Genomic DNA, 17,998 nt, shown 5'->3' with positions numbered 1-17,998 from the left:
GGCTTTTTCTGAATCTCTTCAGCTGCTCTTTCCTCCCAACTTGGCATCGGTACGTCACTTCCGGCTTCTGTCAGTGGCTTTTCTACCTCTCGTCTCATTTCCGCTTTGGTTTTCAAACCATCTTTGAGGTGGTAGGTAAAAACAGCACCAAAATCCGGGTTCGGAGCAACATAATAAGAAGCTCCTTGCGAACCTTTTTGGTTGTCGAAATTCAAATGTGAACGGGGGATATACCACCATGCTTTACGGGTAGAGTAAAGTGAACCCTCTTTTTGAAGTGAAGCAGTGCTGACTTCCCTAAGGACACTATAATCATCAAATATGAAGAAACCCCTACCAAAAGATGCTCCTACCAGATCATTCTCCCGCTTTTGAATCGCTAAATCGCGGAAAGAGATCGTAGGAACGCCTCCTTCCAGTTTGGTCCACTGCCCACCACCATTGATGGTAAAATACAACCCAAATTCAGTAGCGATAAAGAGTAGTTCAGGTTTTTCATGATCCTGCACCAATCGCCAAACCATCAGCTTGTCCGGTAAATTTCCTTTGATCATTTGCCAAGTACGTCCACGGTCAGTACTTTTTACTACAAATGGCCGATAATCACCGTATTTATGATTGTCCAAAGAAACATACACTGTATTTGGATCATGTAAGTCTGCTTTGATGTCATTGATAAAAGCTCTTTCAGGAACACCCATACTACTCACTTCTACCGCACGCCAGCTTTTACCATCATCCTCAGTGACTTGTAATAGTCCATCGTCTGTGCCTGCGTAAATAAGTCCTTCAACCAAAGGCGACTCGGATAAACTTGTAATCGTACCGTAATTTGACATGGCAAAAACATCCCATGGAGAATCCCAACTTTGGGAAGCTCCCATAATCGGTAAACTCATGCGATCTTCGCCCCGGCTAAGATCACCACTAATCGCTTCCCAACTATCGCCACGGTTGTCGGATTTCCAAACACGGTATGATGCAAAATATAATCGGCTAGGGGAATGAGGGCTCACATGAATGGGAGCATCCCAGTTGTACCGCTCATGCGGATCATTCTCACCTGCCTGAGGCTGTATATCGACTACTTCACCGGTAGACATGTCCAGTCTGCTGAGCGTACCCTGTTGACGTTCGGCATAAACGATATCCGGGTTGCCCGGCTCTGTGGCGGTGGCGTGACCATCCCAGTTGAGTACAAGTTTCCAGTCATAGTTCTGGATTCCCTGCACATTGTCCGTACGCGAAGGTCCGCCGTGTGTTCCATTATCTTGTGTTCCTGCATAGATGTTGTAAAATGGCTCAGCATCATCAAGAGAAACTTTGTAGTACTGAGTAACAGGCAAGTTGGGCATAAATCGCCAATTTTTAGTGAGATCAAAACTTTCATAAAGTCCGCCATCTGTCGCCACCATCACATAGTTAGGATCGCTTTTTTTGAATGCCATGCCGTGGAAATCCCCGTGGATATGTTCCCGGTTGACAATGTGCCAATTTTTTCCTCCATCGGAAGAATATTTCATGCTGGCATCCATCATATAAATCAGGTCGAATTGATGAGGAGAAGCAAACAGCTCCATATAATAATGTGGACCTGTGGCACTGGCCACCACATCCGATGTTTGCACCCAATTCATTCCCCGATCAGCAGATCGCCAAGTCCCACCTGTTCGCCGGTCAAGTTCTATAGCAGCGTAGACCACATCCGGTTGCTGTGGTGAGATTGTCAGCCCTATTTTTCCCATTTTACCTGAGGGAAGGCCATTAGACAACTGCGTCCAAGTTTCTCCTCCATCTTCACTTCTAAAAATACCGTTTTTGATTCCTCCATCCATCATAGCCGCAACAGTCCTTTGTCTTTGCCAGGTAGTGGCATAGATCCTGTCCGGATTTCTTGGATCTATGGCAATATCACCTACACCAGTGAACTCCTCGTCACCCAGAGTCTTTTTCCAACTTTTACCACCATCTGTACTTTTGTAAAAGCCTCTTTCACCACCTGCACTCCACAAGGGCCCTTGAGCAGCCACAAATATCACGTCGCTATTGTCGGGGTGGATGATGATTTTCCCGATATGCTCAGAGTTAGGCAAACCACGCTTTTCCCATGTCGTTCCACCATCTTCTGACCGATAAATACCATCACCAAATCCAAAGTGACGTCCACCACCTTCTTCTCCGGTACCCACCCAAATGATCATTGGATCAGATGGGTCAATGGTGACGCACCCAATAGAGTACGAGCCTTCGTTATCAAAAATAGGAGTAAAAGTCACTCCTGCATTGGTGGTTTTCCAAACTCCGCCAGAACCGACAGCTACATACCAAGTGCTTTCATTGGTGGGGTCGATAGCGACATCTGCAATCCTTCCTGACATGAACGCCGGCCCAATACTTCGAAGCTGTAGCCCGCGAAAAGTTGTCTCTGAAAGCAATTCATTCACAGAAGAGGGGGTAGTGCTCCCTCTTCTCTGAGCGAACAATACAGTGCTCAACCCACAAAATAGTAAGGTCATGAGCCATGAAAAGTGTTTATTAGGATATCTCATAGATTGTTGGTTTTGGTAAGACTTATACTACAGTACTTTTAATCTAGATCAATTGGATCAAAAAATCTCCTACTTTGTGGTAAGCGGTTTTGTGGCATGTTTGGTGTTTAAAAAATTGGCTGTGTTGGAGTTCCTTCATCTGCCTACTGTGCTAAACGGAATTATTTAAATCTGCCGGTCCATCCATCTTTTGAAAAGCACATCACAAACCCCGTAATAACTATTGCAGAAAAAAGTACTTATTGGGTTCATACTGATTGGTTGATTTACAAATTGTAAATTACAATTTGTAAATCGGGAGAAGATTATATTTCGTTCTTGTTCGAACCACTCAAAAAGTTATTTTTTCCCCGTTCTTGAGTCCCCGATAAAGTTTGCCATTTTCTACAATCAGCATTTCCCCATCTTCTCCATTTTGGATACTGGAATCTACGCCAATCACTTTTTTCCCAAAATGACTACTGACAGTTTGAAAAGGTGTATGCCCTACTATGATATGCTTTGATCTGAAGTAAGCCAGAATTTCATCAATACCTACTTCACTGATTTCCCCATCAGTGAAATATCCCCGGTACCAAACCGGACCATTTGAACCCATCAAAAACAAATAGTCGTCTTCCTTATTTGCTTTTGGAGGAAAAGGACCTAAAATGTTTTCCTGAAAAATTCTATTGACTTTTTTTGCGGTCATTTTTCTTTCTATAAACTCGGGGGATATACCTGCATGAACAAAAAGCAAGTCATTGATACTAACAATGGCAGGTCGCTTACGAACCCAATTTCCTAAGACCGAATTGAATCCATAGAGTTCTTCAATTGTTATTCCTATGATCTCTGCTGCCATTACATACTTTTCGTGCAGGTATCTTATGTCACCCCTAATCACCATCAGTTCATGGTTACCAACTAAAAAATGTAACCTCCCTCCAGCTTTCTTGGCCTGATGTTCCAGTTTATAGGCCAGCCACAATATCTCAGTCACTTTATCTCCCCGATCCATGATGTCTCCGTTGATGACAAGATGTCCCTTACCAAAAACCCAGTCTAAGTTATCATTGATAACACCATGATTTTTCAAGAGCTCCACCATCAGGTCATATTGCCCATGTATATCTGAAATCACAGCCACATTTGACACTTTTCTATATTTTTGAGCGGTGCCAGGATTGCTGGTAATAGTGCTTTTGAACTGTTCTGTATCTACACCTAGGCCCATTTCCTTGGCTGGAAAATCAAGGCTGATATTGTTTTCCATTTTCAGTTTCCCCTCTTCTACCCACTTGGCATGAAAGGCGCCGTCCTGCCAAAAAATATATGGTCCCTCCGAAATCAGAGAATCAGTTTTCTGGGCAATGACAGTCGTTGAAATTACCTTGAATAAAAAAATGAAAAGTAAAATTTTGAAGTACTGTTGCATAGGATTTTTGAATATAAAAAATTTCCTTCAATATCGGAGATAACCAAATTATTTAAAATCAAATAAAGTGCTATTCATCAGGTCATTATTACGATCGGGAAACAGAAAAACCAAGCAATTTTGCCTTTATAAAAAGAATTTAATTAATATGTTTTTTTCAAATACTCAATAGAAATAGCTAATGAAGCAAAAACATCAATACATTTTCTTCCCATGAATCACTCCCCGGACTCCTCCCTCGGGCTTATCCACATCCCCATGATAGCGTGGAATCAGGTGGATATGGGCATGGGACACGGTCGGCCCTGCGGCTTCCTGGATATTGATACCTATATTAAATCCACCTGGATGGAATCTTTCCTGCAGCAATTCTTTGACATAATTGAGCATAAAAATACAGGCAGACTGCTCGCGAAAAGTGAGATCAAAATAGTTTTCCACATGACGCTTGGGGATGATGAGGGTGTGGCCAAGGGAGACAGGGTATTTGTCGGAAATGGCGTAGGCAGTTGCGGATTCGGTTATTAATTCCAAATCAACTTCAGGAAAACAAAAAGGACAATCAATCTTTTCAGGTTTAGGCTTCTGATTGAAAGGTACATATTCATAAATCTCGCAACTGTCATTTTTTAGAATGGATCTATAAGGCAAAATAACTTTGCATTGATAAGTCGGCTTTTGATGGATTTTATGGATTCGGAAACCTTCGTATACAATATCCCTCCTGACAGCAAAATAGGCCTTACCCGATGGCTTCAACAAACTTGAAACTTCCATTAATACCCTAGCCTGTTCCTCTGGCATCAGGACATTGAGTACATAAAAGCAGATGATGGTATCGAATTTCTTTTGTGGATAAGTTGGAAAATGAAACTTATCATAACCGTAGATGTCCAATCCTTTTTCTTTCAACACCTCCACATCTTTCCCAAAACCACATCCAAAATCCAAGATTTCACCTTTAAGCAAGCCTTGCCTCCAAACAAATCTTGCAGGAAAGGAGATGGCATCTCTTTCTTTGGCGGTGAGGTGGGAAAAATCATTTTTCATATTCTTTAAGGTAACGCCTTATAAGTTTAACCTTTGAAAATATTTAATCTGTGCCATTTCAGGTTTTCACGATCGGGGAAATACATTAGATTTTCGGGTAAAAGCACCTTTTTATCCTTAAGCACTTCCAAACTATAGGGGTGTTGGGAATTTTCCGAAATAAGGCTTGAAACCAAAACTTTATAATCCTCTCCGATTGAAATTAACCCTCTGTCAAATGCCCTGTGGAGATTTGGGCAAAGTGCTATTCCATTGGAAACATGATCATTTTGCCCCACACTAAATGGGACTATATGACAGGCATCAATCATCGAGTAGCCATGAACGGGAATAATCCTCATCCCGGAAATACAACAGGTATCCTTATAAATCTGGGGTATATATTTCTTGAAAAATGCTTGACGGACAAATACCTCTTCTTCTTTACTTATCCGGATTGTTTTGGTAGGATCTGAAGACTTTTTTAAAATGAAGTTTTCCCAATCCTTCAAATAATCGTTCCCAAATTTCTTCTTCATCATATAAGAGTCAATCATCTGAGGGAAATATTTTTCCAATATCGCCCTCCTGAAAAGCTGATTACAGCCCTTTTCCTGCATTAATTTGAATAATTGCTCATCAAAATTTCCATACTCCAAATGTTCAATGAGGGTGTTGATGCTTTTGATATGACCATGAATACTTTTAGCAGGTTTGGGAATCAAAAACCAAAAATGTGTTCCCTTGATATTGTCATTTTGCAAATAGAAAAATGGTTGGGTAAAATCAGCTTGATGTGGCGTATCCACCAATATCCTCCAATTCTCCTGAAATAGCCCTACAAGATCAGCAGATAATGTAACCGTATTCTCGGTAATTATTCCTTCATCAACCATCTCCAGGAAAGTCAGAAGCAATACTGGTTTATGGGGTGCAGGTCCGTACTTTGTAGACGCTCTTTTAACAGTTGTCAGCCCCTTTAGGAAAAAGTGTATAGTTTCATTATTCATATCCTTAAAAATAACTATTTCTATGAATTCACAACAGAGCATCTTGGGCTGTAAAAAGAATTAATCGATTATTTTTTATACACGCTTGATAGAAAATGTATTATCCAACTCGAATCCAATCATTCCCCCTTATTGCTCTCCTGTAATTTATAATTAGCTATCGGTATTAAGCAAACTCCCCAAAGAAGTCATCGCGGAGGGTGACAGCTTTCTTGGCGCAATGGATAAGGAGAGTATGTTGGAGTTGTTTGAGTGAGAAAGGAAGATTTATATATTGATCATTATGATTATCTGCGAGCCAATTTATAGAACGCTGATGACGCAGATAGGGCAGATGACCACAGATAAAATAATCATATTGAATCATATAAATCAGCGTTATCTGCGTGCTATTCCGTGCCATACGATAGAACGCTGATAGCGCAGATTATACATCGAATAAACCCTCACCTCTTCACATCCGCCTTCCTCCCCATCACCACCTCCGGCAACAGCACCAAAATCTCCTTATCCTCATCCGGGTCACGCCAATACAGCATCCAATTGACTTTGACGCTCTGAACTTGGTAACCTTTTTGGGCAAAGTCTTCCAACGTTATTTTGAAAGCATTGGAAAAGCGCAAAACCGATTGCCACTCCTCATTGAAACATTCATGGTCCCGGTACTTTAGGACTTCTCCCGGCCTAAGGCGGAAAAGTGTCTTTTGCCTACTGTGAAAATAACCCAGCCATACGTCCCTATGCAAAAGGTGAAGGATTAAGGTCTCTGTATCTTCAAATATCTCGGTTTCTTCTCTGAAGTTCAGGGTGGGAACTTTCAGCCCATTCAGTAATTGCCCGTTGTAATGAATGGAAAGCAGGCTTTTGCCCCTTGTCATCCCTACATAGAACAGGCGTCTTTCCTTTTCTTCTCTGACCTCCTTCTGTTGGAGCAGCATGAAAACCTGATCAAATTCCCGTCCCTTGGCCTTGTGTATGGTGGAAACCATCACACTTTCGGAAGACTGCCTGTAAAAATCCTCTATGCGGGACTCGGAGACAAAAGTTTCCAGATCGCTCTTAAACCTCACTTTGGGATAGATTTTTTCAAAATCCTCCAACATATTACTGACCCATTCATAGGTAGTGCTGCCTCCAAAATGCTTTTTCAACGCTTCTTTGGCCTGTTTCCATTTTTCTTCCAGAATGGTATATTCTCCGGGCTGTAGCCGAAGCGCATTAACAAATGTCCTGACTTCATAAAGTTGCCAAAGGTTGAAAAGGTCATTGCTTTGGACCAAAGAGGCGGGCAGCTTATTTTTAAGCAACAGACTGACCACTTTCAGGGCTTCTTCATTTGTCTTGGTCAGCACACCGACAGTGCCTTTCAGGTCTGTGGATAAGATCTCTTCCACAAATGGCTGTATTATAAAATCCCCGGCATGTTTGATCAAGTTTAGTATTCCAGGACTTTGATCCTTTGCCATGATGGGTGTATACTTCAGCCGGTGTGCAATGGTCTCCACCCATTGGTTGGTGAAATCCACGAGATTACCTTTGCTTCTGTAATTTTCCACCAATTCATATTTTACGGCTTTTTTCTCTGTGATAAACTGTTCTAGGTATTGGGAACTGGAACCGCGGAACTCATAAATGTTCTGATCATCGTCACCCACTGCAATGACCCGCATCTCTTCGTTTTGATCCATCAGGGCTTCCACCAAAGCATATTCTTCCACACTCATATCCTGGGCCTCATCGATGACCAATACAGTCTTGGTGATTTCCTTCACCTCTGCTTTGTTTTCCCGGATAAGGGCAGTTGCCTGTTGAATGATATCCCCGGCTTTTTCCAAAGTCCCCATTTTGCCCAACAGGTCAAAACAGTAGGAATGAAAGGTTTTGATATCCACATAGAGGGCGGCGTTCCCAATGAGTTCCATCAAGCGTTTTTTGAATTCCGTGGCCGCTGCCCGGGAAAAGGTCAACATCAGCAACTGTTCCTGCTTGACATCTTCCATCAGCAACAGAGCGGCAAGTTTGTGAACCAAAATCCGCGTCTTGCCACTGCCCGGACCTGCTGCCACCACAATATATTTGGATTCCCGATCATTGATGATTTTCAACTGGGCAGGGGAAAGTTCTCCAAAAAGCTTCTTGAATTTGGCAGGGGTAATATTTTGACTGATTTCCTTTTGTCTATGACCCTTAAAATATTTGTTGAGAAAAGCAGCATAATTCATCTGAAAATAATCCTCCACAAACTGCAAGGCATCCTGATAATCTGCAATCATCTTTTTGGCATATTCTCCGACGATATGGATCTGTTGCACCTTGTTTTCATAAAACTTCTCCAACTTTTGATAATCCTCCTGTTTGTAGCGGGACCGGGTATCTTCGGTTGTCCTTTCTACTGTCAACCGATTATACAAGACCAGAAATCCCCCTTCAATTTTGATGGATTCTATACGGGAAAGATAAAACAGTGCATCTTCCACTTCTGCGGTAGTACAGGTTTTTACAAAAAGGTTAGAGGAAGATTCAAAGCCTTCTTTGAGTTCATGAACAGAAAAGTCCACTGACAACTCCCCGGAAAAAAGTGGCAGGTCTTTGTCAGGGGAATCCACATGTTCAAAAAGGTATTGGATGATAAATTTAGAGAGTTCATGTCTTTGTCTGAACTTCTCCTTAAGATCAACCATGGGAAGGTTAAGCTTCAATTCCACATGGTTTTTGGAGGTTTTGGAAAACCTTTTGGTCACCCAGTTTTTGATACTCCAATAATTGATGACCGAACGGATGCGCACCGGGCTGACTCCCTGCAAACCTTCGAACTCAGCAGCTTCATTCAATGCCTTGAGGTTATACACTTCCGGCTTTTGAGAAAGCTGTGGAAGCAGGAAGTTCTCCAGCAAACCAAATGCATCCACGATATCCAAGGAGCGGTTGAAATTTTCCGATTTCCGCACAAAGGCTTTCAGGTCCTTGGCATCGGCCAGAATTTTTTCCTCCCTGAGCAATTGAATGATTTCAATTACATCTTCTTTGACCATGCCCAAATGGTCGGCGATATAATCTACCCTAGCCTCTGCTTCTTCATCCTGTGCTTTTTTTCTGCCTTTGGAAGAAAATAGCTTCTTGATAATCCTCACTGCTTTTTCCTTATGCTTGTCAGAAAATATTGTGGACAATTCAATTTTGGATATGGCTTCTTGGGCAGTTTTTGTCTGTATACTACTTGCAAAAATCCTGGGCATATTCTGTCCTCTTTTGAGATAGCCTGCATCCTCCAAAGCGGCAATGGCTGTGGTTACCCTCGTTTCCAAATCCATTATGGAATCATCCCAACCTGCTTTTCGGGCAATTTCCAGAGCGGAATTGGAAACCTGCCTTCGGTATCTCGTCAATTCCTTGATGGCTTTCCAAACCTGTTGGATTTCTTTGATGCCCAGTTTGGTTTGGTTTAGCAAGATAAAATGCTTGCTGAGATCCTCTTCGTCAAACAAGACATAGCAATCTGCTTCGATATTTTCATCTCTTCCTGCCCGTCCTGCTTCCTGTACATAATTTTCCAGAGAATCGGAAATCTCGTAGTGGACCACAAGTCCCACATCCTTTTTATCCACACCCATCCCAAAGGCAGAAGTCGCCACCATGATGTCAATCTCTCCGGCAATAAAGGCATTTTGGTTTTCGGTCTTTTCGGATTTGTCCATTTTGCCGTGATAAGCCCTAGCCTGAAAACCATCAATATTGAGTCTTTCGGCCAAAAGAAAAGCCCTACGGGTTCGGGAAACATAGATGATGCTCGGACATTGTTTGGCTTCCAGCAAATCACGGAGGGAAGCATATTTATCTTCCTCCTTATTTCTTTCGACCACCTCAAATTTCAGGTTGGTCCGGGAAACGGTGGAACGGAAAATTTCCAGCTGAAGTGAAAGTTTATCCTTGAAATAGGTCCGGATATCTTCTATGACCTTTTGTTTGGCTGTGGCTGTAAAACAGGAAACAGGAATGCGTTCCTGTAATCTTTTCTTTGTTTCCAGTGCCCTGATAAAATCAGCGATATAAAGGTAATCAATCCTGAAATCCTGACCCCAGGAGGAAAAGCAATGTGCCTCATCAATCACGAAGCGGTTGATTTTCCGGCCCAGAAGTAGCCTTTCAATGGATTTGGAACGCAGGGATTCCGGGGAAATATAAAGCAGGGAGGCAGAACCGTCTTCCACTCTTTCAAAGGACTTCGCCCTTTCGATGGGATCCAACAATCCGTTGATGGTGACCGCATCAGTAATGCCCAAAGTTTCCAGGTTGTCCACTTGATCTTTCATCAGGGACTGAAGAGGAGAGATGACCACGGTAAGGGCCATTTCATTTCTTCCCGCCATCAGGGCCGGCAATTGGAAAGTAATGGACTTTCCTCCTCCTGTGGGAAAAATGGCCAAAAGAGACTTTCCATCCACAGCCGCCTGCACTGCTTTTTCCTGTAAGGGTTCACCACCATAGGACCGGAATCGGTCATATCCAAAAATCTGTTCCAAACCTACATGGATGTCATGTTTTTCATTGCAAAAGGTACATCCCGGCAAACAGGGTCTCCCCCGCAGCAGGGTCATCAGCCGGTCTGTCTCGGGAAACTGCTGCAGGACCCAAGGAGGGGTTATGCTGAACCGGTCTCCACTATGTATCAATGATAGGGCATAAGCCAAAGGGAGGGGATGCTTTTCCTCCATGCTTTCAAGTTCTGCATTGGTGCAAAGCAAACCTTCAAATTTTTCCCGGATAATTTGTGTCGGGTTATCCACAGTTTGATGGTAATCTACAAAATCAAAGAAACCTTTGAACTCTTTTGTCTTATGGAGAAGGGAATAAAAAATTTCCTGCATACCGGAATCCAAGGAGAGGAATGCACTGACTTCATCAAAGAAAAGGTCTTTGGCTTTTTGGGCATCATTCAGGGGATTGTTGAGGCTGTCTGTTTGAAGTTTGTCGTCTTTTACAAGGTGGTGGTAGGGGCGTTCGGGAAAAAGTAAGGGGGAAAGGTAGAGGGTGTCGATGAAGTTGGGAAATCTGATGCCGCTTCTTTCAAAGTAAATCAGGTCATGTCCAAAAATATTGTGCCCGCAGACAACAGCTGAGCCCTGTGTAAATTCCAAAAATTCATGCAGTTTTTGGGAATGAAAAGTATTTCCGTTGGAATTGACAGCCCCAAAGTCCAATATTTTTCCACTGTTGGGTTCTACTTCAATATCTATGAAAGTGATGGAGCTTTTCATTAATTATTTTTTGCACCGGTAATTAATTTCAGTCTGCTTTTAAGGGTAATAGATATTAATACTTGCCTACCTCAGGTAGGTTTGACATCAGTAGATAACTTGTCCGCCTGTTCGGGTTTGGGCAATGTGCCGAAATAAAAAGAAAAAGCAATAATATTTTTATTCCTAAAGCAATTGCCGATTTTAAAGATAAAGTGAAAATTGAATACTGTTATATACTAGCCCGATATTTGACTTTGGTCCCACGAAGGATCTAAATATCTATGAATATCAAATATCCAAAAATATCTTAAGGGAAATAAAAACATGGTATTATATTATTGATTCATTAATCTTTAATTTAGTTGACACTATTTCAATATCCCTAATCCTATGGCCAAATATTCAACTTGCCTCCTAATATTCCTTTTATTCATTCTCTCCTGCACCTCCACCCCCGTAAAAGAAAATGCTTTTATAGAAATTCTGGATGAAAGGGCTTTGGAAATTTTGGACCCTGAAGCAGAAATAATCATCCTTGCAGAGGGACATGATTGGACAGAGGGCCCGCTTTGGTGGGAAGCTGAGCAATCTTTGCTCTACACAGATATTCCACAAAATGCCATTTTCCAGGTAAGCATGGATGGTAAAAAAAGCCTATACCTCCAACCTGCTGGCTATACAGGTGAGGAAGAAAGAGGCGGAGAGGTAGGCGCCAATGGCCTGTTAATTTCTCCTGAAGGACGCCTGGTACTCTGCCAACACGGAGATCGGAGGATGGCATATATGGACAGCCCAATGGATGATCCAAAATCTGAATTTGTCACTTTGGCTGATCGCTATGAGGACAAAAGACTCAACAGTCCTAATGATGCCGTCTATGATGCCATGGGCAGGTTATACTTTACTGACCCTCCTTATGGCTTGGAGAAAAATGTGGATGACCCTGCCAAGGAATTGGATTTCCAAGGTTTGTATGTGCTGAGAAATGACGGCAACCTGCAACTCCTAGATAGGCTTACCCGACCAAATGGATTGGCCTTCAGCCCAGACCAAAGCATGCTTTATGTTGCCAATTCTGACCCTGATTTGGCAGTATGGTATGCCTATAATGTGGATACAAAGGGAGAATTGACCGACAGAAATTTGTTTTACGATGCTACAGATAAAGTCGGACAAGAAGGATATAAGGGCCTCCCCGATGGACTTAAGGTACATACTTCAGGAATTTTATTTGCAACAGGCCCGGGGGGAGTTTGGGTTTTCAGTCCTGAAGGTGACGTTTTGGCCAGGATTCGCACAGGAGAGGCAACATCCAATTGTGCTTTTTCGACGGATGAAAAAACGTTGTTTATGACTGCGGATAGTTATGTATTGAAGCTGGGGCTGAAATAAGAGGAGAGAGAATAGAAACAAGAAGAGAAACTTGAAAGGAGGAATGAGGAATGAGGAGGCAGAAGCGAGAGACGAGTATCAAATGATAAGATATATGCTTCGCGATATAAAGTAGATATAAGCCTTCGGCGATATATTGGTTACGTTTCAAATAAACATAACACTATCGAAACAAGTGTCAAGTAAAATCAGGACGTGACAGAGAAACAGAATGTGGGAGGAAGGACATCAAGAGATATATGCTTCGCGATATAAGATCGATATAAGCCTTCGGCGATATATTAGTCACGTACACAAATAAATTTGACGCTATTAAAAAATGTCAAGTAAATTCAGGAATTGACAAAATGAAACCTACTGATTTTACTGATATATGCAAAACCATTTCGGGTCTACAGAATAATTTTGCAACAAAAGCACCAAGACACTAAGAATACTTTCCCTTTGTGCCTTCCTGGCGAACAAACAAAAAATCAGAACATTGGCATAGCCTTCCCGATAAAACCTTGCTGATGTAGGTTCTGAGCCAAGTTTTTAGAAAACCTATTGTATATATCTGAGAAGTCATTCATCGGCGAGCCATACCCCCTCACTTTTCCCATCCAAACTGTTTCCCGGGATTGCCCATCAATCAGGAAAACATGCTTATCAGTATTAGGCCTTAAGATCAAGTCTCCATCGGATATATCCTCCTGCAACCACTGTGCACGGGTATGAACCAAAAGGATTGCATCAAAATCTAGCTCTTGAAGAGTGCTGCCAAAGTCTTCATATGAAATAAGCTTATGGACAGGAAAGTAATCATTGACAAAAAGTAATCTATTAGGATGGAATTGCCGTCTTAAGCTATTTCCCATACTTTTTCTTTGGGCGTCATTATCAAGGTCATTAAATTTTCCAAAAAAAACATGTTGGTAATTCTCTTCATCCCATTCATAAAAAAGGTCCTCTGCATGAGTCATCATAACCAATAGACTTTCATATTTTACGGGGGTATTGGTCAGTTGATGCGAATTGATATTAACTGTTGCACAAGATGCCAACAGTATTAGGGCGGGTATAGACAACAAGTCTTTCATATTAATAATTACTATGTTTTTAGAAGAAAAGTTGTCTATAAACTATTGTTTAATTATTCAAAAATAAGCAAGTAGTTCCTAAATAGCAGAAAGTCTGCAGCTTTCCTTTAAGCGCTCGTAATATCTTACATAAAGAATAATCCATTTTTTGTAAAAAGGCTCAGTTTGATTGATGAAGACGATTGCTTAAAGTAGAGGGGAATACAGAAAATTCATATATTTTATTAAATTTCTAGGAATTCGTACCAAACCCGTACACTTATGAAGAATTATAGCCTTTTCCTTAGCCTTTTTCTATTGCTCATCCTTTGTTCTTGTGATTCTCGGGATAATGACAATGCTGAAAAAGAAACCAAATCGTTTGACATTGAGGGCGTATCACGCCTTAAGGTTGATGGTATTTTTAATCTGCATATAAAGCAGGGAGATATGGAGTCTCTGACCATTGAAGGCAGTCCTGAAATGATTGATTTACTGACGGTCAGACAAAGGGGAGATCTCTTAGAGTTAAACATCAGTGAAAAAGACAGTCGCACTTTTAATAAAAAGGGAACAAAAGTAAATCTCACTGTGGCAGACCTCAGTGAAATGGAGTTTGAAGGTGCCGGGAATATCACCACTGTAGGAAATTTAGATCTAGCGGACTTCAGGTTGATCGGTAGAGGTGTAGGAAAAGTGCACATGGAATTGGAAGCCGACTATTTAGAAGCTGATCTTAACTTTGTAGGTAGCCTTACTTTAAAAGGAGCGGCAAGGGAATTTTCCCTTTTAAATGAAGGCATCGGAAATATTGACGCCTCCAAGCTGATTTCCCAAAAAGTAGATTTGATCAGTTCAGGAATAGGAAAAGTTGCTGTGCATTGCGAAGATGAACTTTCTCTGGAAGTAAATGGAATAGGTACAGTGAGCTATACTGGTAACCCCACCGTTGTACATGAAAATATACAGGGCATCGGTAAGGTGAATAGGAATTAAAGAAGGAAGGATGAAAACGACACTTAACGGTTTAGGGATATTTATCACTTGAAATACAGTGGATATAAATAGAAATACAATTGAAATAATTTTCTGCACCAAAGTTTCCATTTTCCCTAGTCAGGTATAATAGGGAACAGTCTCATAATATAAAAAAAGGACCTTGAGTATAAAAAAGCCAAGAATCAAGATGTCTTGGATCTTGCTTCTTGGCTCTTGTTTTTTGTTTCTTTTTCTATCCCACCTGGCTTCTAATCTCTCCCTTTCATTCTTTCCTCTACTCTCTCCCCTTTACCCATTTTTCCAACCATTGATGCTGTTCCCATAAGGTATGCATAGTGGATTCCTTGGCCGCATACCCATGACTTTCATGTGGAAGAAATACCAAACGGGTAGTCGCTCCATGACCCTTCAAGGCATTGTAATAACGCTCAGATTGAATAGGGAAGGTACCAGAATTGTTGTCTGCTTCGCCATGAATCAATAGTATTGGTGTTTTCACCTTATTGGCATTCATAAATGGTGACATCGTATTATACACATCTGGAGCTTCCCAATAAGTTCTTTGTTCATATTGAAACCCAAATGGCGTAAGCGTCCTGTTATATGCACCGCTTCTAGCGATACCTGCGGCAAAGAGATCAGAATGGGAGAGAAGGTTAGCAGTCATAAATGCGCCGTAGGAGTGTCCCCCAACTGCAATTTTATTTCTATCACCAATTCCTGCATCTACAATAAAGTCAATTGCAGCTTCTGCATTCGCTACCAATTGCTCCACGAAGTAATCATTCGGTTCTTCATCTCCCTCTCCTACAATAGGCATCTCTGTTTGGTCCATGATCGCATAACCTTGGGTAACCCAAAAGATCGGTGATCCCCAACTGATGCGGGTAAAATTGTATTTTGAACCTCTCACCTGTGCTGCTACTGCCGCAGACTTATATTCTCTCGGATATGCCCACATCAGTACAGGTAAAGGAGCATCTTTGCCCGGCTCATATCCTTCTGGCGTATAAACTGTAGCCGACAAGTTCAGTCCATCATTTCGCTTATATTGGACCAATTGCTTATTAATCCCTTTGATAGACTCATAAGGATGGGCAAATTCTGTCAGTTGCATTGGTGCAATTCTCCTTTTGATATTGACTAACCAGTAATTAGGCTGTAGATCCGTACTCTCTTTAAGCGTTACAAACTCGGTAGCATCTGGACTCAATACTTTAACTACCCTTTCATAAAAAGGAGCCTGTGACCTCCAAAGAATTTTTTCAGTCTTCTGTTTAGTATCAAAAGCAGACAGGTAAGGCATACTGCCATCTGGGGAACCTCCCTCAGAAGTCATATAAACTTCGTCTCCCTTTCTCAAAAGTACATTTCTTCCATATTGATTATTGGTAAAAACAGGACTTCCCGGATCATTGTAAATATCATCGGAAGATCTTTCTATAATGACATCACCTTTATCTCCCGGCTTGGAAGGATTGATACGAGATATTTTTTGTTGTCTACTGGCAAACCAACCTTCGTTGAGCAATGCGAAATTATCATCTGACCAATAAATCCCTCTGTAGCGGTATCCTAAACTTGCTAATTTTACCGGGTCAGAAGTAAAAGGAGCATCCTGCATATACACGATTTCCCTTTCTTCCATTTCTACTTTTGGATCTCCACCGTCCTGGGCTTCTACCCAATATAGCGTCGCAGGCTTATCTGCTCTCCAATTGATGGACCTTGGACCAGTCACGGTTGCATCAAAGCCTGTTGGTCTTACTTCGTCCAATGGAATTTCAGCGATTGTTTTGACCTTACTACCTGTCTGATCCCAGACCTCCACATGGTATGGAAACCTGGAAGCCGGAACAAGGTAAGAGAAAGGCTTCTGGATCAAGTCTACCATGATATATCGATCATCGGGAGACATGCTGATGGATTTAATGAGTCCACTATTACCAAGTGAGAGCAAATTGCCATTCAAATCAATTTTCATTACCTGAGAATCCATAAAATAAGCAAACAGCGCTTCATCGTATGGGTTTCCCAAAAGGTCCTGATATGTCCTGGAAGGAGCAGCATTACCAGCTGTTTCCTGAATAGTTGGTCCCACAGGTGCCAAAGGTGATTCAGGTTTATTTCCCCGATTGGGGTTAATACCTTTGAAAATGATTTGGTTATCTGAAGTCCATGAAATATCACTTCCATAAACACCGTTCACAATTTCTTCTGTAAGTTTTTTGGCTTCAAAGGTTTCCATATCCACCACCCAAAGGCTGATGCCCGTATTACTGGTGTTTGTAAGTGCTAGATACCGTTCATCCTTGGAGAGCGAAAAACTGCCCAAACGGGGGTTTGAAGGAAGACCCTTTACTTGAGTTTCTTGTCCATTTCGTACATTTTTCACCTTTACATTATCTATGGAGCCGGTTCTACTGGGTCCATTTGTAGCTGGGTTGATTCTTATGCCTGCAAGTCTCAGTTCCGGTTGTGCCAACTCTTCGATAGAAGGACTGCCTGGTCTCTCGAGTAGTAGCATTTTATCCCCTGTTTGGGTAAAGTTTACAAAAGGTGTAAGCGGTGCATTGGCAAGTTCTTCAATTTCCTTTGGTGGTTTTTGATAACTTAATGGCTCTTGAGCAAGTGCCTCACCAATAATCAAGAAACAAAAAAAGCTTGTGTAGAAGCTGATTCTAAAGATATTTTTCATTGGGTTTTTACATTTATTCAACTTTGAAAATACATGATATTATTCTGTTAAAAGTCTATTTTTATCTTTTTGGTTTAAAAACTTTTGCGACAGGAGGAAAAAGGGCTTTTCAATATTGGTGAAATTTTATCAGTGGTTTTTTCCACAGACCATGCTTCATTACAGAACCACAGATCCAAATAGACTTTCACAGATGCCTGCGGCCGCCGTTAGTGTCTCTGTTACCGCTGTTCGTATTATCACGAACGGCTTAAATTCAAGATGTGTCACTACGTTCGGCATGACAAGGCGAAGCTTTTCACTCTCTCTATCTTCTGTGCTTCAATGTGATCCTTCAGATGTTCGGGACGAGTTAAGCGTGAAACCATTTTCCTCCTTGCCCTTCCCTGTTTTTGGCGGAAATTTAAATTCACTTTTGATCTTTCTTCGGCCAAAAACCGAATGACTTTGACCATTCTTTATCCCCGGGTTGCGACCCGGGGCAATTCATGGTTTGACCCCATTCGGGGTCATCCTTAGCGTTCTTGAGAGCCAAAGAGAAATAATCAGCTCAGTTATCAAAAAATCACCTAAAGTGCCTTCCTAAAAATTCTTTGCGATCCTTGGCTT

The 17,998-nt window shown here is 41.6% G+C and carries 9 protein-coding genes; 2 read left to right on the top strand and 7 right to left on the bottom strand.

Going from position 1 to position 17,998, the window contains the following annotated elements:
- The 5 genes from EA341_RS01355 to EA341_RS01335 all read right to left on the bottom strand — a co-directional run.
- Nucleotides 1-2,549: glycosyl hydrolase (locus EA341_RS01355; RefSeq protein WP_293010882.1), on the bottom strand; the 2,549-nt coding region annotated here is incomplete at its 3' end.
- Between the two features lie 331 nt (nucleotides 2,550-2,880).
- On the bottom strand, nucleotides 2,881-3,966 hold the full coding sequence (locus EA341_RS01350) for a metallophosphoesterase (RefSeq protein WP_293010881.1): 1,086 nt from the start codon (nucleotides 3,964-3,966) through the stop codon (nucleotides 2,881-2,883).
- Nucleotides 3,967-4,161: 195 nt separating this feature from the next.
- Nucleotides 4,162-5,016, bottom strand: coding sequence for a bifunctional class I SAM-dependent methyltransferase/HIT family protein (locus tag EA341_RS01345; RefSeq protein WP_293010880.1), 855 nt, complete (start codon nucleotides 5,014-5,016; stop codon nucleotides 4,162-4,164).
- 26 nt (nucleotides 5,017-5,042) lie between these two features.
- A complete protein-coding gene (locus EA341_RS01340) occupies nucleotides 5,043-6,005 on the bottom strand; it encodes an HNH endonuclease (RefSeq protein WP_293010879.1) in 963 nt (320 codons plus the stop codon).
- A gap of 446 nt (nucleotides 6,006-6,451) precedes the next feature.
- Nucleotides 6,452-11,260, bottom strand: coding sequence for a RecQ family ATP-dependent DNA helicase (locus EA341_RS01335; protein WP_293010878.1), 4,809 nt, complete (start codon nucleotides 11,258-11,260; stop codon nucleotides 6,452-6,454).
- 372 nt (nucleotides 11,261-11,632) lie between these two features.
- Here EA341_RS01335 and EA341_RS01330 point away from each other — a divergent pair, with 372 nt between their 5' ends.
- Nucleotides 11,633-12,634 (top strand): SMP-30/gluconolactonase/LRE family protein, encoded by a 1,002-nt coding sequence (locus EA341_RS01330; RefSeq protein WP_293010877.1) that lies wholly within the window; start codon nucleotides 11,633-11,635, stop codon nucleotides 12,632-12,634.
- A 473-nt stretch (nucleotides 12,635-13,107) separates the two neighbouring features.
- On the opposite strand, the gene EA341_RS01325 is transcribed toward EA341_RS01330, so the two are convergent.
- Nucleotides 13,108-13,713, bottom strand: a complete 606-nt coding sequence (locus tag EA341_RS01325) for a hypothetical protein (protein WP_293010876.1) — start codon at nucleotides 13,711-13,713, stop codon at nucleotides 13,108-13,110.
- Nucleotides 13,714-13,974: 261 nt separating this feature from the next.
- Here EA341_RS01325 and EA341_RS01320 point away from each other — a divergent pair, with 261 nt between their 5' ends.
- Entirely contained in the window at nucleotides 13,975-14,688 is a 714-nt protein-coding gene (locus EA341_RS01320; protein ID WP_293010875.1) for a DUF2807 domain-containing protein, read from the top strand.
- Between the two features lie 277 nt (nucleotides 14,689-14,965).
- Here the strand turns inward: EA341_RS01320 and EA341_RS01315 are convergent, their stop codons facing one another.
- Nucleotides 14,966-17,389, bottom strand: a complete 2,424-nt coding sequence (locus EA341_RS01315) for a prolyl oligopeptidase family serine peptidase (RefSeq protein ID WP_293010874.1) — start codon at nucleotides 17,387-17,389, stop codon at nucleotides 14,966-14,968.
- Nucleotides 17,390-17,998: the final 609 nt, after the last annotated feature.

The organism is Mongoliibacter sp. (genome assembly GCF_007692705.1).
Taxonomy (GTDB): Bacteria; Bacteroidota; Bacteroidia; order Cytophagales; family Cyclobacteriaceae; genus Mongoliibacter.
Note: the sequence above shows the minus strand (reverse complement) of the source record. Positions and strands in the feature narration are given on the sequence as shown.